The 18,650-nt window shown below is 62.5% G+C and carries 16 protein-coding genes and 2 riboswitches; of the genes, 11 read left to right on the top strand and 5 right to left on the bottom strand.

Annotated elements, in window-relative coordinates; all coding sequences use genetic code 11:
* Positions 1-8 precede the first annotated feature (8 nt).
* Both PSH91_RS16675 and nfuA read left to right on the top strand, forming a co-directional pair.
* Positions 9-2,300, top strand: a complete 2,292-nt coding sequence (locus PSH91_RS16675) for a fatty acid cis/trans isomerase (RefSeq protein ID WP_305466249.1) — start codon at positions 9-11, stop codon at positions 2,298-2,300.
* Between the two features lie 94 nt (positions 2,301-2,394).
* Positions 2,395-2,979, top strand: a complete 585-nt coding sequence (nfuA, locus tag PSH91_RS16670; RefSeq protein WP_003182850.1) for a Fe-S biogenesis protein NfuA — start codon at positions 2,395-2,397, stop codon at positions 2,977-2,979.
* Positions 2,980-3,169: 190 nt separating this feature from the next.
* Here nfuA and cobM read toward each other — a convergent pair whose 3' ends face one another.
* From cobM to PSH91_RS16650, 4 genes are all read right to left on the bottom strand, one after another.
* The gene (cobM, locus tag PSH91_RS16665; protein ID WP_107322653.1) at positions 3,170-3,916 is read right to left on the bottom strand and encodes a precorrin-4 C(11)-methyltransferase; all 747 of its coding nucleotides are present in this window, start codon (positions 3,914-3,916) and stop codon (positions 3,170-3,172) included.
* Between the two features lie 75 nt (positions 3,917-3,991).
* The gene (locus tag PSH91_RS16660) at positions 3,992-4,396 is read right to left on the bottom strand and encodes a cobalamin biosynthesis protein (protein WP_076384038.1); all 405 of its coding nucleotides are present in this window, start codon (positions 4,394-4,396) and stop codon (positions 3,992-3,994) included.
* On the bottom strand, positions 4,393-5,088 hold the full coding sequence (locus PSH91_RS16655; RefSeq protein ID WP_305466247.1) for a CbtA family protein: 696 nt from the start codon (positions 5,086-5,088) through the stop codon (positions 4,393-4,395). The genes PSH91_RS16660 and PSH91_RS16655 overlap by 4 nt, the downstream gene beginning before the upstream one ends.
* 11 nt (positions 5,089-5,099) lie before the next feature.
* On the bottom strand, positions 5,100-5,288 hold the full coding sequence (locus tag PSH91_RS16650) for a CbtB-domain containing protein (protein WP_305466246.1): 189 nt from the start codon (positions 5,286-5,288) through the stop codon (positions 5,100-5,102).
* Between the two features lie 101 nt (positions 5,289-5,389).
* A riboswitch (cobalamin riboswitch) is annotated at positions 5,390-5,613 on the bottom strand.
* A 200-nt stretch (positions 5,614-5,813) separates the two neighbouring features.
* A riboswitch (cobalamin riboswitch) is annotated at positions 5,814-6,028 on the top strand.
* Positions 6,029-6,126: 98 nt separating this feature from the next.
* On the opposite strand from PSH91_RS16650, the gene cobW reads away from it, so the two are divergent.
* The 5 genes from cobW to PSH91_RS16625 all read left to right on the top strand — a co-directional run bounded on the left by cobW (position 6,127) and on the right by PSH91_RS16625 (position 14,652).
* On the top strand, positions 6,127-7,191 hold the full coding sequence (cobW, locus tag PSH91_RS16645; RefSeq protein WP_047227829.1) for a cobalamin biosynthesis protein CobW: 1,065 nt from the start codon (positions 6,127-6,129) through the stop codon (positions 7,189-7,191).
* 3 nt (positions 7,192-7,194) lie between these two features.
* Positions 7,195-10,956 (top strand): cobaltochelatase subunit CobN, encoded by a 3,762-nt coding sequence (cobN, locus tag PSH91_RS16640; RefSeq protein ID WP_305466244.1) that lies wholly within the window; start codon positions 7,195-7,197, stop codon positions 10,954-10,956.
* Positions 10,957-11,150: 194 nt separating this feature from the next.
* Entirely contained in the window at positions 11,151-12,152 is a 1,002-nt protein-coding gene (locus tag PSH91_RS16635) for an ATP-binding protein (RefSeq protein ID WP_107322655.1), read from the top strand.
* 53 nt (positions 12,153-12,205) lie between these two features.
* Complete coding sequence (locus tag PSH91_RS16630; protein WP_370695202.1) at positions 12,206-12,829, top strand: VWA domain-containing protein; 624 nt, start codon at positions 12,206-12,208, stop codon at positions 12,827-12,829.
* A 176-nt stretch (positions 12,830-13,005) separates the two neighbouring features.
* The gene (locus PSH91_RS16625) at positions 13,006-14,652 is read left to right on the top strand and encodes a phospholipase D-like domain-containing protein (RefSeq protein WP_107322656.1); all 1,647 of its coding nucleotides are present in this window, start codon (positions 13,006-13,008) and stop codon (positions 14,650-14,652) included.
* Between the two features lie 157 nt (positions 14,653-14,809).
* Here PSH91_RS16625 and PSH91_RS16620 read toward each other — a convergent pair whose 3' ends face one another.
* Positions 14,810-15,256, bottom strand: coding sequence for a thioredoxin family protein (locus tag PSH91_RS16620; RefSeq protein ID WP_076384043.1), 447 nt, complete (start codon positions 15,254-15,256; stop codon positions 14,810-14,812).
* Positions 15,257-15,605: 349 nt separating this feature from the next.
* Here PSH91_RS16620 and PSH91_RS16615 point away from each other — a divergent pair, with 349 nt between their 5' ends.
* The 4 genes from PSH91_RS16615 to PSH91_RS16600 are packed head-to-tail and all read left to right on the top strand — an operon-like array spanning position 15,606 to position 18,630.
* Complete coding sequence (locus tag PSH91_RS16615) at positions 15,606-16,454, top strand: transporter substrate-binding domain-containing protein (RefSeq protein ID WP_047227834.1); 849 nt, start codon at positions 15,606-15,608, stop codon at positions 16,452-16,454.
* Between the two features lie 53 nt (positions 16,455-16,507).
* Positions 16,508-17,170 (top strand): amino acid ABC transporter permease, encoded by a 663-nt coding sequence (locus tag PSH91_RS16610; protein ID WP_076386604.1) that lies wholly within the window; start codon positions 16,508-16,510, stop codon positions 17,168-17,170.
* 9 nt (positions 17,171-17,179) lie between these two features.
* Positions 17,180-17,842 (top strand): amino acid ABC transporter permease, encoded by a 663-nt coding sequence (locus PSH91_RS16605; protein ID WP_047227835.1) that lies wholly within the window; start codon positions 17,180-17,182, stop codon positions 17,840-17,842.
* The gene (locus tag PSH91_RS16600) at positions 17,839-18,630 is read left to right on the top strand and encodes an amino acid ABC transporter ATP-binding protein (protein ID WP_047227836.1); all 792 of its coding nucleotides are present in this window, start codon (positions 17,839-17,841) and stop codon (positions 18,628-18,630) included. Before PSH91_RS16605 ends, PSH91_RS16600 begins: the two co-directional genes overlap by 4 nt.
* Positions 18,631-18,650: the final 20 nt, after the last annotated feature.

Here is an 18,650-nt window from a genome sequence, read left to right as displayed (position 1 = left end):
CCCGAGACATGCCGTACCGCGTCTTATTCGGCAGTCTGTTGCTGCTGTTGTCTTTTCACTCAGTGGCAAAGGATCCCGCCCCGGCGATTTCCTACACTCGCGATATCCAGCCGATCTTCACGGAAAAATGCGTCGCCTGCCACGCCTGCTATGACTCTGCGTGCCAATTGAACCTGGGCAGTGGCGAAGGCGTGTCCCGGGGCGCGAGCAAGCTGCCAGTCTATGACGGTGAACGACGCCAGGCTGCCGAACCCACCCGTTTGTTCTATGACGCCTCCGGCCAGCGGGCCTGGCAGCGCAAAGGCTTCTATTCCGTGCTGGATGCTCAAGGCAGTCAGGCCGCGCTGATGGCGCAGATGCTCGAACTGGGCCACAACACACCGTTGCAGCCCAACGCCAAGCTGCCCCAGGACATCGTGCTTGGGCTTGAGCGTGACAACAGCTGCCCGATGCCGGGGCAATTCGACGAGTACGCCGCCGCGCATCCCAAGGAAGGCATGCCTCTGGCGGTCACTGGCCTGACCGACCAGCAATATCAGACCTTGCAGCGCTGGCTGGCCGCGGGTGCACCCATCGATCAGCAAGCGCTGGCGCCGAGCGCCGCCGAAGCCTTGCAGGTGGTGCAGTGGGAAAACCTGCTCAACGCCCCTGGCGCCCGGGAAAGCCTGGTGGGCCGGTGGTTGTTCGAGCACTGGTTTCTGGCGCACATCTATTTCAAGGATGGCGAGCCGGGGCATTTCTTCCAGTGGGTACGTTCGCGCACGCCTACCGGCCAGCCAATCGATCTGATCAACACCCGCCGCCCGAACGATGACCCTGGCACCCGTGTGTATTACCGGCTCTGGCCGGTACAAGGGGTGATCGTGCACAAGACCCACATTACCTACGGGTTGAGCGCGGCAAAAATGGCGCGGATCAAGAGCCTGTTCTACAGCGGCAGATGGCAGGTCACTGCGTTGCCAGGGTACGGCCCGGAGCGCCGGGCCAACCCGTTTTCCACCTTCGAGGCGATCCCGGCCCAGGCCCGCTATCAGTTCATGCTCGATAACGCCGAGTATTTCGTGCGCACATTTATCCGCGGCCCGGTTTGCCGGGGCCAGATCGCCACGGACGTGATTCGCGACAACTTCTGGGCGTTGTTCCAGGCCCCGGAACATGATCTGTACATCACCGACCCCAATTACCGCGGCCAGGCCACACCGTTGCTGGCGATGCCGGGGCAGAATGACGATGTGGGCAGCGTCCTGAGCCTGTGGCTGGACTACCGGGACAAGCGCAACGAGTACGAAGCCTTGCGTCGCGACAACTACGCCGACCTGCCTGCGCCCAGTTGGTCGACGCTGTGGGCCGGCAACGACAATGCCTTGCTGAGCATTTTCCGGCATTTCGACAGTGCTTCGGTCACCAAGGGCCTGATTGGCGAGGTGCCGCAGACGATGTGGCTGTTCGACTTTCCATTGCTGGAGCGCACTTATTATCAGTTGGCGGTGAACTTCGACGTGTTCGGCAACGTGTCCCACCAGGCCCAGACGCGACTGTATTTCGACCTGATTCGCAACGGCGCGGAGCAGAACTTCCTGCGCCTGATGCCAGCCGACTCCCGTGAGGATTACCTCAACGATTGGTATCAGTCGGGCGGAAAATTCAAGATGTGGCTCGATTACGAGGCTATCGACGACGATAAACCCACCGCTCTCAAGCTTGACGAAGATGACCCCAAGCGCGATTTCGTCCAGCAATTGCTGGTTCGTTATGGTGACTTGAACGCGCGGCCCGATCCGATCAACCGGTGTGATGGCGCCTATTGCTCACGTCCGAACATTGATCCGGCCTTACAGAACGCCGAACAGGCCCTCAGTCGCCTGGCTTCCAGACCGGCGGCGGGCCTGAGCGTCATCAACCAGTTGCCGGAAGCGACCATGCTGCGCGTCGAAACCGTCAGCGGTCGCCGTGAGGTCTACAGCCTGCTGCGCAACCGCGCTCACAGTAACGTGGCATTTTTGCTCGGCGAGGCGCTGCGATACCAGCCGGGGCTGGACACCTTGACGGTCTATCCGGGCGTGCTGAGCAGCTACCCGAACTTCATCTTCAACATTCCCGCCGAGCAAGTACCGGCCTTTGTCGATGCCATGGAGGGCGCCCGGGACGGGCAGGCGTTCGAGCGGATTGTCGAGCGCTGGGGCATTCGGCGCAGTCACCCGCAGTTCTGGCAGTACTTCCATGACCTGAGCCACTACCTGCAGGAGACGGAGCCGCTGGAAAGTGGGGTGCTGGACATGAATCGCTACCAGAACCTCTGACCAGGATATCCGGGCGCTTTCCTGACAAAAATACTAGGACTTTGTCCGGCGCGATGATTGGCGTAAACTGCCGACAAGCCTGCGAGGAGTTTCCATGACCGCCATTACCATTACCGATGCCGCCCACGATTACCTGGCCGACCTGCTGTCCAAGCAGAACACCCCAGGTATCGGGATCCGCATCTTCATCACCCAGCCCGGCACCCAGTACGCTGAAACCTGCATTGCCTACTGCAAGCCGGGGGAAGAGAAACCTGAAGACACCGCGCTGGGGCTCAAGAGCTTCACCGCGTACATCGACTCGTTCAGCGAAGCGTTCCTGGACGACGCGGTGGTCGACTATGCCACCGACCGCATGGGCGGCCAGTTGACCATCAAGGCGCCGAACGCCAAGGTGCCGATGGTCAATGCCGACAGCCCGGTCAACGAGCGCATCAATTATTACCTGCAAACCGAAATCAACCCGGGGCTGGCCAGCCACGGCGGCCAGGTATCGCTGATAGACGTGGTGGAAGACGGCATCGCCGTGCTCCAGTTCGGCGGCGGTTGCCAGGGCTGCGGCCAGGCCGACGTGACCTTGAAGGAAGGCATCGAGCGCACCTTGCTTGAGCGTATCCCGGAGCTCAAGGGCGTGCGCGACGTGACCGACCACACGCAGAAAGAAAACGCCTACTACTGATAGGTGTTCGCTGCGGATAGAAAAAACGGCGCCCGTGAGCGCCGTTTTTTATGGGTGGATCCGACATCCGCGCAAGCTGATCCACCGCTTTCGCGAGCAAGCCCGCTCCCACATTGGGGCGGCGGTGATGTTCGATTTTTTAATCGCCGCAAATCCCTGTGGGAGCAAGCTCGCTCTTAAAGTTGTATTTTCAGGGCCTGTAGAGATGCGCGTGCCCGGCGCGGTAGAGCGACGACTCACTGAACACATCATTACCCAGCACGCGTCCCACCAGGATCAGCGCCGTGCGTCGAAAGCCCTTGGCCTGGACCTTTTCGGCAATGTCAGCCAGCGTACCCACCACCCAATCCTGATCCGGCCATGTCGCCCGGTGAATCACGGCAATCGGGCAATCCGCGCCGTAGTGGGGCAGCAGTTCGCTGACGATTTTTTCCAGATGATTGACGCCCAAGTGAATCGCCATGCTCGCCCCGTGCTGCGCCAGGCTGCCCAGTTCTTCGCCGGCGGGCATCGCGGTTTTGTCTGCGTAGCGGGTGAGGATCAGGCTTTGGGACACGTCCGGCAAAGTCAGTTCGGCGCCCAGCAGGGCGGCGCAGGCGGAGGTCGCGGTCACGCCGGGGATGATCTCGAACGGGATGTCCAGTTCCCGCAGGCACCGAATCTGCTCGCCAATGGCGCCATACAGGCTCGGGTCGCCGGAGTGCACCCTGGCCACGTCCTGGCCCTTGAAGTGAGCGGCCTTGATCAACTCGATAATCTGCTCCAGGTGCAGCTCGGCGCTGTTGACCACCTGTTCGGCGCTGTGGCCTTCCAGCACGGCTGTGGGCACCAGGGAGCCGGCGTAAATGATCAGCGCGCAGCTGCGGATCAGTCGCTGACCTTTGACAGTGATCAGTTCCGGGTCGCCAGGGCCGGCGCCAATGAAATAAACGGTCATGACCGGTTCCTAAAGGTGAGTGGGCGACCCTTTGAATGAAGATCGCTCATGATCCAGGGCGTGAATTATCGGGTTTTACGACGTCACCGCCAATGCCAGCGTGGCGCTTGGGGTCTTTTGGCGAGGAATCAACAGCGTCGCAGGTGTCGCGCCCAACCGGTCGGCCAGGGCCAGGGCAGCGCTTTCGGCGATGCCATAGCAACCGGTGCGTTCAAAAGCGATCTCGGAGCGGTGACTGAGCCGCTGCTGGTAGCTGGACAATTGCTCGGCATTGAAACAGGTCAGCGGCAACTCCAGTTGCTCGGCCAGCTCCAGCAGGCCCGGCTCGTCACGCTTGAGGTCGATACTGGCCAAGGCGCGAACCTCAGAGAGCTCGATGCCGTGTGCCCGCAAAGTCTGATCAAGCAGTTCTCGCAGCGTGCTGGCCGGGCAGCCGCGTTGACAGCCCAGGCCGACCACCAGGATCGGCCCGGTGCTCATGCGTCGTGCTGAGCCTGGTCGCCACGCCGGAACAACCATGCGCTGACCAGGCCCAAGGCCAGCCAGAACGCGACGTTGGTCAATTGCGAGGCGAGCTTGAACTGGCTTTCAAGTGCTTCGGGCGCCAGCATCGAGTGGACCTCAGGCTGCGGCGCACCGATGACATGGGGCAGCAGCAAGGTCGCCACGCCCAACAGTTTGAGCAACCAATGCCTGCCGAAGACAATCAGGGCGATACCTACCGCAGTGGAGGCCGCCGTGCCGATCCACCACATCTGCCGTTGGGCCAGATCGGCCGCCGCCGTACCAGGCAGCTCCGGTGGCAGGCCGAGGGTGGGGGCCAGGACAAACGTGGCATAACCGGCCAAACCCCAAAGCAATCCCTGGGACGTGCGAGTCGGCGCCCGCAGGGTGTACAAGCCCGCCAACATCAGGGCGAAACCCACCGCGACTACCAGATTGCCGCCGGTGGTGGAGAGCAGTCGTTGCCAACCGTCTTCCGGCTCCCACGCTTGGGCATCATGGGAGTGAACGGCCCCAGCGGCGTGCTCATGGTGCTCGGTAGCCGGTGCGCTTTCGTAGGTTTCGGCCTGCAGAATCAGCGGCGATACCCAGAAACTCTGGAGGAGGGTTAGCAGCAGGGCGGCCAGCAACCCGCTGAAACCGGCGGTTTGCGCGATACGCTTGATCATGTCGTCAGGTCTCAATGGCACGGGAATGCGGCGCTGTGGCGGGTGTCGTGGGCCGCGTTGTGCACCGCTTCGATGTGGGAGAAACCGGCGAAATAGACCAGGCCTGCACCGAGGATCGAGGCGAAAATCGCCGCGCTCAGGCGCTGACTCAGGGTCGTGGGGCTGCTGGCGGTACGGGCGGTGCTGCTGATGGTCGACATGGCGCTTCCCTATGGTCTCTTGTCATCGGGTGAAGCGAGCGCAATGAAACCCCGGGCGCAGGCCCGCCAAGGTTCGAACAGCGCCCGCCCACCGCGGGTTTGTTGATGCATGTGTCATGGGCCGGTCTCCGGGCTCGCGAGGGGCAGGGCTTGTGCCTGGCCGACAAGCGTCACCTTCCCATGCCGTGAGGCACAGTGGATCTGACGCTTCTCTCGCTTACCGTTGCGGGGGCAGCACCGGACTGACGTGGCCTTGAAGTAAAGCACACGATTCACCGGTTTCCCGTTTCACCCTGTGAAGGGCACCCGTAACTAGGCGCACAGGAGAGCATGGGCGGGGGCGGGGCGTCAATTGGCTGATACCCGTTGCGCCCATCGCGAGCAGGCTCGCTCCCACAGTTGAGCTTTGTTGAACATGAATTTTGTGATCGGCGAGATTTACTGTGGGAGCGAGCCTGCTCGCGATAGGGCCCGCAAGACACCACAGAACTCACCTGCGAACATTGACCCGCCCCCACACCCTGCGTAGCCTTGCGCCTTCGAGGTTCTTCGGCATTGGCCGAAGCTAAGAAGGGAACGCGGTCCAAGCCGCGGCTGCCCCCGCAACTGTGAACGGTGATGTTTCTGCAAGGCCACTGTGCATGCTCTTGACCAAGGGTGCACGGGAAGGCGCAGTCACTGCCAGTCGAATGACTGGCCCGCCGTCAGCCAGGAGACCTGCCTCGACACAGATTCTCACTACAACCGGGCGGGGTGATCCGGTGGCGAAATCTTCCGCGTGCGCCCATGCGTGCGGGTTGTCGTCCCGTTTGCCCGCCACCTTGCCAAAGGGCATCCGATGAAAACACTGGCCAAACTCCCTGTCACCATCGTCACCGGCTTCCTCGGCTCGGGTAAAACCACCTTGCTGCGGCACATGCTCGACAACGCCCAGGGCCGCCGCATCGCCGTGATCGTCAATGAGTTCGGCGAGCTGGGCATCGACGGCGAGATCCTCAAGCAGTGCTCGATCGGCTGCACCGAAGAAGAAGCCAACGGTCGCGTCTATGAACTGGCCAACGGTTGCCTGTGCTGCACCGTGCAGGAAGAGTTTTTCCCGGTGATGCGCGAGTTGGTGGCGCGGCGCGGTGACCTCGATCACATCCTTATCGAAACCTCGGGCCTGGCCCTGCCCAAACCGCTGGTCCAGGCTTTCCAGTGGCCGGAAATCCGCAGCGCCTGCACCGTCGATGCGGTCATCACCGTGGTCGACAGCCCGGCCGTGGCCGCCGGCACGTTCGCCGCGTTCCCGGACCAGGTCGATGCCCAGCGCAAACTTGACCCCAACCTGGACCACGAATCACCGCTGCACGAGCTGTTCGCCGATCAACTGGCGAGCGCCGACCTGGTGATCCTCAACAAAGCCGACCTGATCAGCCCTGAAGACCTGGCCAAGGTGCGCCTGGAAGTGGCCGAAGAACTGCCGCCGGCGGTCAAGGTCATCGAAGCCAGCAGCGGCCGCTTGCCTTTGGAAGTGTTGATCGGCCTGGGCGCCGGCTCCGAGGAGCACATCGATAGCCGCCACAGCCATCACGATCATCACCATGACGGCGACGATGATGATCATGATCATGACGCGTTCGACTCCATTTCCATCGAACTGCCCCAGGCCGACGAAAGCCTGCTGCTGGACGCGCTGACCCAGCTGGTGGTCCAGCACGGCGTGCTACGGGTCAAGGGGTTCGCGGCCATTCCTGGCAAGCCGATGCGTTTGCTGATCCAGGGCGTGGGCACGCGCTTCGACAAACATTTCGACCGGCAGTGGGGCGCCGATGAAGCGCGGGTGACCCGTCTGGTGCTGATCGGCCAGGCGCTGGATGCCGGGCTGCTCGAAGCGCAATTGCGCGCCGCCCTCAGCGTCTAAGCCATGCACCTGCTCAGGACCCAGCCCGGCGGTTTCGTGTCGGACGACAACATTGCCGATCTCGGACAAACCCCCGCCGAGCTGGTGATCCTGTGCAGCGGCGACTCCAGCCTGGCGCTGCTGGCCGAAGCGGCGCGGCAGTTGCCGGACGACTATCCGCAGTTTCGCCTCGCCAACCCGATGCAGGTGCAAAACCACGCCTCGGTGGATCTGTATTTCGACGACGTGTTGCGTCACGCCAAGGTCATCCTGCTTTCCCTGCATGGCGGTATCGGTTATTGGCGCTACGGCATTGAACGTCTTATGGAACTGGCCGAGCGCGGGGTGAAGCTGATCCTGGTGCCGGGGGACGATCGACCCGACCCGGAACTCAGCGACCTGAGCAACGTGCCCAATGAGGATCGGGACCGGCTCTGGCAGTTCCTGCGCCAAGGCGGTTTGGGCAATGCCCTGGACCTGTTCCATAACCTGGCCAGCCAATGGTTCGGTCGCGACTATCCTTGGGGCGAACCGCAAACCCTGCCGCGCACGGCGATCTACCATCCGGAACGAACCAACGCCAGCCTGAGTGATTGGCAAAGCGACTGGCGGGCCGGGCAGCCGGTGGCGGCGGTGCTGTTTTATCGCTCCCACCTGCAAGCAGCGAACACGGCGTTCATCGACGTGTTTTGCCAGCGTCTGCAAGCGGCGGGGCTCAATCCCTTGCCCATTGCCGTGGCGAGCCTCAAGGAGCCTACTTGCCTGGCCTTGGTTGAAGACTGGCTGGATGAGGTGGCGGCGGGGGTGATCCTCAACACCACCGGTTTCGCCCAATCGAGCCCCGAAGCGCCGCACTTGCGACCGTTTCGCCGCAATATCCCAGTGATCCAGGCGATCTGCGCCCAGGACAACGAGCCTGGCTGGCGCGCCAGTGAGCAGGGTCTGGGCCCGCGGGACCTGGCGATGCACATTGCCCTGCCAGAACTGGACGGGCGGATCATCAGTCGCCCCATCAGTTTCAAGGACCTGGCCTGGCGCAGCGAGCGCAGCCAGAGCGATGTGGTCTGCTACCGGGCCGTGCCCGAGCGCATGGATTTTGTCGCTGAGCTGGCGTGGCGCTGGACTACCCTGGCGTGCCTGCCCAACTCGCAAAAGCGTGTGGCGCTGATCCTCGCCAATTACCCGACCCGGGATGGGCGCATCGGTAACGGCGTCGGCCTGGACACCCCGGCGGCGGCAGTGAATATCCTGCGGGCCTTGCAGGCCGAGGGCTATCCGCTGCCGGCTGAACTGCCTGCGAGCGGCACCGCGCTGATCCAGCAGTTGCTCGGCGGGGTAAGCAACGACTTGGACAGTCTTGACCAGCGGCCCTGTCACCAGAGCCTGGCGCTGGATGCTTACCGGGCCATGTTCGACGCATTGCCCGAGGCCAATCGCCAGGCGGTGCTGGAGCGCTGGGGCGCGCCCGAACAGGACCCGATGTTCCGCGATGGCCGGCTGATGATCGCGGGTGTGCGCCTGGGCCTGACGTTCGTCGGCATCCAGCCGGCTCGAGGCTATCAGGTCGATCCGAGCGCCGTGTACCACGACCCGGACCTGGTGCCGCCCCACGGCTACCTGGCGTTTTATTTCTGGCTGCGCAACACCTACGGGGTTCACGCGCTGATTCATGTCGGCAAGCACGGCAATCTCGAATGGCTGCCGGGCAAGGGCGTCGGGCTGTCGGAAAACTGCTGGCCGGATGCGCTGCTGGGACCGTTGCCGAACATCTATCCGTTCATCGTCAATGACCCGGGCGAGGGCGCCCAGGCCAAACGTCGCACCCAGGCCGTGATTATCGATCACTTGATGCCGCCGCTGACCCGGGCCGAAACCTATGGGCCGCTGCGTAACCTTGAGCTGTTGGCTGACGAATACTACGAAGCGCAACTGCTCGACCCACGCCGCGCCCGGGAACTGCAGCGAGACATTCTGAATCTGGTGCGCGAAACCCACATCGACCGCGAGTTGCAACTGGACGGCGACGCTGACGTGGCAATCTGGCTGCCGCGCCTGGACACTTACCTGTGCGATCTGAAGGAGTCGCAGATCCGCGACGGCCTGCACATTTTTGGCGAGTCGCCCACACAACGGTTGCGCATCGACACCTTGCTGGCGTTGCTGCGCATTCCCCGGGGGGATGGCAAGGGCGCGCAGTCGAGTTTGCTGCGGGCGCTGGCCAAGGCCTTTGCACTGGGTTTCGATCCGCTGGATTGTGCGCTGGCCGAACCTTGGACCGGCGCGTGTCCCGAAGCCTTGGCTCGGCTCAGCGACGAACCTTGGCGGACCGCTGGCGATACTCGTGAACGTTTGGAATTGTTCGCCGGGCAATTGATCGAGCAGGCCCTGGAGGGCGTGGTCGCGCAACTTGAGGCGCCGGGTTGGGAAACGGTGAACAGCATTATTGAAAACCTGCGCGGCGTCGTGGCTCCGCGTCTGGATGCTTGCGGCCCGGCGGAAATGCGCGGTTTGCTCGATGCCTTGAGCGGGCGTTTCGTGCCGGCCGGCCCCAGCGGTGCGCCCAGTCGCGGGCGCCTGGATGTGCTGCCCACCGGGCGCAACTTCTTCTCGGTGGACGTGCGCAACCTGCCGACTACCACAGCGTGGCGCATCGGTTTTCAGTCGGCGTCCCTGATCCTTGAGCGGCACTTGCAGGACCACGGCGATCACCTGCGTCAATTGGGGCTTTCGGTGTGGGGCACCGCCACCATGCGCACCGGCGGTGACGACATTGCCCAGGCCATGGCGTTGATGGGCGTGCGTCCGGTGTGGGCCACGGGCAGCCAACGAGTCGACGATTTCGAGATCCTGCCGTTGAGTCTGCTGGACCGGCCTCGGGTCGATGTCACGCTGCGGGTCTCCGGGTTCTTCCGGGACGCCTTTGCCAATCTGATCCGCCTGTTCGATGCAGCGGTGCAGGCCGTCGCCGCCCTCGACGAACCGGACGACATGAACCCCTTGGCGGCGAAGGTGCGCAGCGAGCGCCAGGCCCTGTTGGAATCGGGCCTTGAACCCGAGGTCGCGGCCCGTCAGGCCGGGTGGCGGATCTTCGGCGCCAAGCCCGGCGCCTACGGCGCGGGTGTGCAGGGTGCCATCGACGGCCGCCTGTGGCAGAGCCGCGAAGACCTGGCGCAGGTCTACCTGAATTGGGGTGGCTACGCCTACGGCGCCGGCGATGAAGGCACTGCCGCCCGGGAGCAGTTCTCCCGGCGCCTTAGTCAGGTGCAGGCGGTGTTGCAGAACCAGGACAACCGCGAACACGACCTGCTCGACTCCAACGATTACTACCAATTCCAGGGCGGCATGCTGGCGGCGGTGGAGACGCTTGGCGGCGCAACGGCGGCCAGTTACCACGGCGATCACAGCCAGCCGGACTTGCCCAAGATCCGCACGTTGAAAGAAGAGCTCAACCGCGTCATTCGTTCCCGGGCGGCTAATCCGAAGTGGATCGACGGGATCAAGCGCCACGGCTATAAAGGTGCGTTTGAACTGGCGGCGACGGTGGACAACCTGTTCGCCTTCGACGCCACCACGCAGTTGATCGACGATCACCAGTACGCCTTGCTGGCCGAGGCTTATCTGCTCGACCCCGATACCCGCGATTTCGTTCGCCAGCACAACCCCGATGCTTTGCGCGACATGACCGAGCGCATGCTCGAAGCGCAGCAGCGCGGAATGTGGCAGGAGCCCGGGGAGTATCGAGAGGCGCTGGAGAACTTGTTGTTGGACATAGAAGAAGACAGCTGACTTGCCCATTCGACGGGCTATACACAACCCCTGTGATGGGTTGACCTGTGGTGAGGGAATTTATCCCCGCTGGGCTGCGAAGCGACCCTCTTGTCCACATTGGGAGGCCTGCTTTGCAGTCCAACGGGGATAAATCCCCTCGCCACAAGTACTCTGTTCACATCGACGTTACCGACCACCTTTGAGAATTAGATATGACCGACACCCCTCATTTCCCGCTCTGCGCCGTGGTCGGGGCCGATGACCTGAAACTTGCCCTGTGCCTGGCTGCGATCGATCCGAAAATCGGCGGTGTGCTCATCGAAGGCCCACGGGGCATGGCGAAGTCCACGCTGGCCCGGGGGCTGGCGGACCTGTTGGCCAGCGGCCAGTTTGTCACCTTGCCTTTGGGCGCCACTGAAGAGCGGCTGGTGGGCACCCTGGATCTGGACGCGGCCCTGGGGGAGGGGCGCGCGCAGTTCTCTCCCGGCGTTTTGGCCAAGGCCGACGCCGGGGTGTTGTATGTCGATGAAGTGAACCTGCTGCCCGACCACCTGGTGGACCTGTTGCTGGACGTGGCCGCCAGCGGCACCAACCTGATCGAGCGTGACGGCATCTCACACCGGCATTCGGCGCGTTTTGTATTGATCGGCACCATGAACCCGGAAGAGGGTGAATTGCGTCCGCAGTTGCTCGACCGTTTCGGCCTGAACGTGGCGCTGGACGGCCACACCGCACCGCTTGAGCGCGGGCAGATTATTCGTCGGCGGCTGGATTTCGACAGTGATCCGGCGGCGTTCTGCGCGGAATGGGAACCGACCCAGCGGCAGTTGCGCGAACGCTGCCAACAGGCTCGCGACCGGTTGATGCAGATTCCTCTGGATGACCAGGCGCTGGCGCAGATCACCGAGCGTTGTTTTGCCGCTGGGGTCGATGGCTTGCGCGCGGACCTGGTCTGGCTGCGGGCCGCCCGCGCCCATGCTGCGTGGCGCGGGGCGGATGCCATTGCCGTTGAGGACATTGATGCGGTCGCCGAGTTTGCATTGCGTCATCGCAGGCGCGAGCCTTCGGCCCCTGCGCCGTCCCAGGCGCCGCCAGCCACCGCCGATCAAACCGCCAGGCCTGACGAAGGCCAGGGCCAGTGGGGTGACCTGCCGGCCCGGGCATTGCCCATCGGCACTCGGCGTGACGTGCCGAGCTGGCCAAAAAAGCCCTAGGCATTCGCCCCCGTTCGCCCGCGGGGGTGAATGCCAGACCCCGTGCGGGACGGTTGGACCAGGGGCGCCAGGGCCGCAGCAAAGCGGCGGCCAGCGGGGCGGTGAACTGGCCAGGCACCTTGCTCGCTGGCCGTCCACGCCTGCGTGAAGACCTGCGTTTTCAGCAACGCCATCGTTCGCCCCATGAACTGTGGCTGGTCATCGTCGACGCCTCGGCCTCGACTCGTCGTCATCAAGCCTTGAGCGATGGCAAAGGCCTGCTGGCGCAACTGTTCGATGACGCCTACCGCCAGCGCGCCCGGCTGGCCTTGCTGACGGCCAGCGGCAGCGCACCAGCCTGGCAGGTGCAAGGGCTCAAGGCCTCGGCGGGGCTACGGGACTGGCTCGACGGCCTGGGCGCCGGCGGCGGCACGCCGTTGCTGGCGGCGCTGAACGAGGCCGGACGCTGGTTGACGGCCCGGCGCAAGCGCTACCCGACCGAGCAACAGCGGGTGTTGCTGATGACCGACGGGCGAGTCAAACAGCAGCTGACACTGCCGCCCCTTGATTGCCCAAGCCTGTTGATCGACATCGAACGCGGACCGATTCGCCTGGGCCGGGCCCGGCAATTGGCGGGGCAGTTGGGGGCGCAGTATCGGCATATTGATGAAGGACTACCGGGCTCGGATGTTCGCTGACTGACATGGCCTCATCGCGAGCAGGCTCGCTCCCACATTTGTTCTGTGGTGAACACTCGATCGATGAATCCCCTGTGGGAGCGAGCCTGCTCGCGATAGCATCGCCCCGGTGTCAGATCCGCACGCTCAATAAGCATCGCTGTTCTATGCTCAGCCAGACCTCACAGGAGTGAACCATGCGCGTACTCGTCACCAACGCCCAGGACGATTTTCGGGTCAAGGCCTACGCTGGCACCAACGGTGTATTGCTCGCCATGGACCTGGCCGAACCCCGGCGCAAGGGCTTGCTCGGCTTTGCCATCGAGAAGCAGCACGGCGCCAAGCCCTGGCTGTTCCTGTTCAACAGCCTGACCTTCCCCGACAAGGTGCACACGTTCCCGCAATTTCGCGCTACGCCGAGCGATAAAGCACCGTTGCAGAAATTTCGCTGGGCCGACTACGCCATCAACCCAGGCGTGGCAATTCACTACCGTGTGCACCTGGCCTATGGCAGCCCTGACGCGCCGCAACTGGGGGAATCACTTGAGGTGTCAGTGACCAGTGACGATGGTCAGCCAAGCAACCAGGGGGTCATCTTCAATCGTGCCGTGGCCGCGAGCCAGGCCTTCCAGCGCAAATTTCCCGAGCTGGATGCGCTGATCGACGCCAACAAAAACCTGTCCATCGATGCTTGGCCCGACGCGCCGCGCCGCTGGCTGGAAAACGGTTTGCTAGGGCGCTTGACCGGTTTTATCGACCGGGCCCTGAACGCCAGTTGGGCCCTGGACGTCGCCATCTATGAATATGAACTGCCGGTGATCGTCGAGGCTGTGAACGCCGCTTTCGCACGGGGGGCGCGGGTACGGGTGCTGTACCACGCTGAGCCGGGAGACGACGGCACATTGCGCAACGAAGCCAGTCTGGCAGCGCTGCCGGCGGCCAACAAGCGCGGGCGCGTCACGCACAATATTTTCCACGACAAGTTCATCGTGCTGAGCAAGGTCGACGACACCGGTTCATTTCACCCCGAGGCCGTGCTGTGCGGCAGCACCAATTTCACTGCCAACGGCGTCTACCGCCAGGCCAACGTTATTCATGTGCTGGACGACGCGCGGGTCAGCAACAGCTATCGCCAGGTGTTCGAGCAGATCTGGGCCGCACCCGAGGACGTCGGGGCCACGCGGCAGTGGATCAACCGGAACAACCCCATGGTCCCCGAGGAGCCATTGTTCACCGGGTTCTCGCCGCGTACGGGAGAGGGCGACCTGGATCGCTTCGTCGATATCATCAATGGCGCTCGCAAGGACCTGCTGTTCGTCACGGCCTTCGCCTTGCCCGACCGGATCCTCGATGCCTTGCTCGGTCAACCCAACGACGACGTGCTGCGTTACGGCCTGCAGAACACCACCAGCCGCATCACTGGCTTTCATGCCGACCGCACCGCCGAATTCGCCGCCACCGCGCTGCTCAATACCGGCCTGGAGGGCTGGCTCAGGGAAAACATGAAAGGCCAGAAAGGCAATCTGCTGGTGCACACCAAAGCCGTCGTCACCGACTTCACCAGCGACACGCCGACCATCATCAGCGGCAGCCACAACCTGAGCGCCGCGGCCAGCAGCGGCAACGACGAGAACTACCTGATCATTCAGGGCGACACCGACCTGGCCGACCGCTACGGGCTTGAGCTGCTGCGCTTCTACGAGCATTACCGCTTTCGCTATTTCGCGAAAAAACTGGCGCTCAAGCAGGTCAAGCCGCTGGCGGTGGATGACAGCTGGACGGACGATTATTACCGCGACGGGGATTTGCGGATGTTGTCCAGAGTGAGGTTTTGCGGGCGCTAGGTGCAGTAAGTTACCCAGTGATGGCATGGGGCTGTTTATCGGCCAGGAAGCTGTCATGAACCTCTGTCACGGAAGGTACAACACTGCCTGACACTCCGCCATCGCGAGCAGGCTCGCTCCCACAGGGTACTTATTTGCCATTCCAAGAAACACGCCGTTATCCAAGCGTTGCTCGCAACCTTACAAGCTCCCGTGCCCGGCGGGTGGTGCACAAGGTTCGCAGTTGCTCGTGCAACCAGTGCAAGTCACGGCGAGGCGAACGACGCGGCCGTCTGGGTTTGGTTCGGCCGATGTGTTCGGCAAAGTTCTGGGTCAGCGAGGCCTGATCACCGACGCCCTTGAGCTTGCGGCGTAACTTCCCATCCTTATAAAACAGCACCGTGGGTGTCCCGGTAACGTCCGGGTGTCGGGGCGATTCGCTGGTACTCAATTTGTAGATCACCGCCCGATCCTTGAATGTCTCGGCAACGCTGCAAAACAGCGGCTCGGCCCAGCTACAGGCGTAGCAGTGGGGGTGGCCGAAATAGAAAACTACCGGGCGCCAGGTCTTGAGAGCCGTGCGGTAGTCCTTCGATGAGGCGATGTGAGTGATGAACGAACTCATGGCGGGCCTCCCTTCATCGACAGAGCGAGTGTTTGCCACCATAAGCAACACGGCCGGGCATCGCTACTGTCAGAGTTGACAGTAGCGTGGCTCCGTTTTGGTGCGCAAAAGCGTCGCTTGCTCCCTGTCTGGGGCCTTGCTACCCGAGGCTGTAGCCAACAGTAGCAGTCCCTGCGCAGATGCCCGCGTTCCTATTGAAACGTCTGGGCGTGCCATCCTTTTGATTTCATTGGTTTTCCATTTTCCTTATCCATACACCGCATGCCTGTGGCACACTTTCTGCTGTCTATTCCGTTGTTACATACTAAGTTCCGGTATAGCGGAATAAACTGACTCAGGAGTGCTTGCCATGCATCGCCGACCTTCCTTGTTCAAAGCGTGTGTTTTTATCTTCGCGGCCACGACGGCTGCCATGGGTGTCGCTCAGGCGGCGGACAGCAAGCTCGATAGCGTGCTGCAGCGCGGGAAATTGATCGTGGGCACGGGCAGCACCAATGCGCCGTGGCACTTCCAGGGAGCGGATGGCAAGTTGCAGGGTTTTGATATCGACATCGCACGGATGGTGGCCAAGGGTCTGTTCAATGACCCGGAGAAAGTCGAGTTTGTGGTGCAGTCGTCCGATGCACGCATTCCGAACCTGTTGACCGACAAGGTCGACATGAGCTGCCAGTTCATCACCGTCACCGCCAGTCGTGCCCAGCAAGTGGCGTTCACCCTGCCGTATTACCGCGAAGGCGTGGGCCTGCTGCTGCCGGCCAACAGCAAGTACAAGGAAATCGAAGACCTCAAGGCCGCCGGCGATGACGTCACCGTGGCTGTGCTGCAGAACGTCTACGCCGAGGAATTGGTGCACCAGGCGCTGCCCAAGGCCAAGGTCGATCAGTACGACAGTGTCGATCTGATGTATCAGGCGGTGAACTCCGGCCGCGCCGATGCGGCCGCCACCGACCAGTCTTCGGTCAAGTACCTGATGGTGCAGAACCCTGGTCGCTACCGCAGCCCGGCCTACGCCTGGAGCCCGCAAACCTATGCCTGCGCGGTCAAGCGCGGCGACCAGGACTGGCTGAACTTCGTCAACACCACCTTGCATGAAGCCATGACCGGCGTGGAATTCCCCACCTATGCGGCATCGTTCAAGCAATGGTTCGGCGTCGAGCTGCCGTCGCCGGCCATCGGTTTCCCCGTCGAATTCAAATGATCCCGTGAGCCCGGGGCGCCCTTGAGGGCGCCCCGTTGAAGGTACTGCCGACCATGAATTATCAGTTGAACTTTGCCGCCGTCTGGCGCGATTTCGACACCTTGCTGGCGGGGCTCGGCCTGGGGCTTTCCCTGGCGCTGGTGTCGATCGCCATCGGTTGCGTGATCGGCCTGGCGATGGCGTTCGCGCTGCTGAGCAAGCACCGCGTGTTGCGGGTGCTGGCCTCGGTGTATGTCACGGTGATCCGCAATACGCCGATCCTGGTGCTGATCCTGCTGATCTACTTCGCCTTGCCAAGCCTGGGTATTCGCCTGGACAAAATTCCCTCGTTCGTCATCACGCTCTCGCTGTACGCCGGGGCCTACCTGACCGAAGTGTTCCGCGGCGGGCTGTTGAGCATTCACAAGGGCCAGCGTGAAGCGGGGCTGGCCATCGGTTTGGGCGAGTGGCAAGTGAAGGCCTACGTCACCGTGCCGGTGATGCTGCGCAACGTGTTGCCGGCGTTGTCGAACAACTTCATTTCGCTGTTCAAGGACACCTCACTGGCGGCAGCGATCGCTGTGCCGGAGCTGACTTATTACGCCCGCAAGATCAACGTGGAGAGCTACCGGGTGATCGAAACCTGGCTGGTGACCACGGCCCTGTATGTCGCGGCCTGTTACCTCATTGCCATGCTGCTGCGTTATTTCGAGCAGCGTCTGGCGATCCGCCGTTAGGAGTCTTTCATGTACGAATCCCCCAGTTGGTTGCATGAGTTGTGGGTCGCCCGGGAGACGCTGTGGGCCGGGTTCCTGACCAGCGTGCAGTGCTCGGTACTGGCGATTTTGTTAGGCACGCTGATCGGCCTGTTCGCCGGGCTGGTGCTGACTTACGGTCGCTTCTGGATGCGCGCGCCGTTTCGTTTCTACGTCGACGTGATTCGCGGCACTCCGGTGTTTGTGTTGGTGCTGGCCTGTTTCTACATGGCCCCGGCCCTGGGCTGGCAAATCGGCGCATTCGAGGCCGGTGCCTTGGGCCTGACACTGTTTTGCGGCTCCCATGTGGCCGAGATCGTGCGCGGTGCCTTGCAGGCCTTGCCCCGTGGGCAGATGGAGGCAAGCCAGGCCATCGGCCTGACGTTCTTCCAGGCGCTGGGTTACGTGCTGTTGCCCCAGGCACTGCGGCAGATCTTGCCGACTTGGGTCAATTCCTCCACCGAAATCGTCAAGGCTTCGACCCTGTTGTCGGTGATCGGCGTTGCCGAACTGCTGCTCAGCACTCAGCAGATCATCGCCCGGACCTTCATGACCCTGGAGTTTTACCTGTTCGCCGGTTTTCTCTTTTTCATCATCAACTACGCCATCGAATTGCTCGGGCGGCACATTGAAAAGCGGGTGGCCTTGCCATGACTGATGTTTCGACCTCTACCAATGCTCAACCGCTGCTGGACATTCGCGGTCTGCGCAAACAATACGGCCCGGTGGAAGTGCTCAAGGGCGTGGACCTGAGCATGCAGCGCGGCAATGTCGTCACCCTGATCGGCTCCAGCGGCTCGGGCAAAACCACGTTGCTGCGTTGCGTGAACATGCTTGAGGAGTTCCAGGGCGGGCAGATCGTGCTCGATGGCGAGGCCATCGGCTATGACGAGGTGGGCGGCAAGCGCGTGCGCCACCCGGAAAAAGTCATCGCCCGGCATCGGGCCATGACCGGCATGGCCTTCCAGCAATTCAACCTGTTCCCGCATTTGACGGCGTTGCAGAACGTCACCCTGGGCCTGCTCAAGGTGAAAAAGCTACCCAAGGACGAAGCCGTGGCCCTGGCCGAGAAATGGCTGGAGCGGGTCGGCTTGCTGGAACGGCGCAATCATTTTCCCGGTCAGTTGTCCGGCGGTCAGCAGCAGCGTGTGGCGATCGCTCGGGCGATTGCCATGAACCCCAGCCTGATGCTGTTCGACGAAGTGACCTCGGCCCTGGACCCGGAATTGGTGGGTGAGGTGCTGAACGTGATCAAGGGGCTGGCCGAAGACGGCATGACCATGCTGCTGGTGACCCACGAAATGCGTTTTGCCTTCGAGGTGTCCGACAAGATCGTGTTCATGAATCAGGGCCGCATCGAAGAACAGGGCCCACCGAAAGAACTGTTCGAACGGCCACAGTCGCCACGACTGGCTGAGTTTCTCAAGAACACCCGTTTTTAATTTTATTGAACCTCTGATTG

The sequence above is a fragment of the Pseudomonas sp. FP1154 genome (assembly GCF_030687245.1).
In the GTDB taxonomy this organism is placed as follows: Bacteria; Pseudomonadota; Gammaproteobacteria; order Pseudomonadales; family Pseudomonadaceae; genus Aquipseudomonas; species Aquipseudomonas rhizophila.
This window is presented reverse-complemented; position numbering and strand designations above follow the sequence as displayed.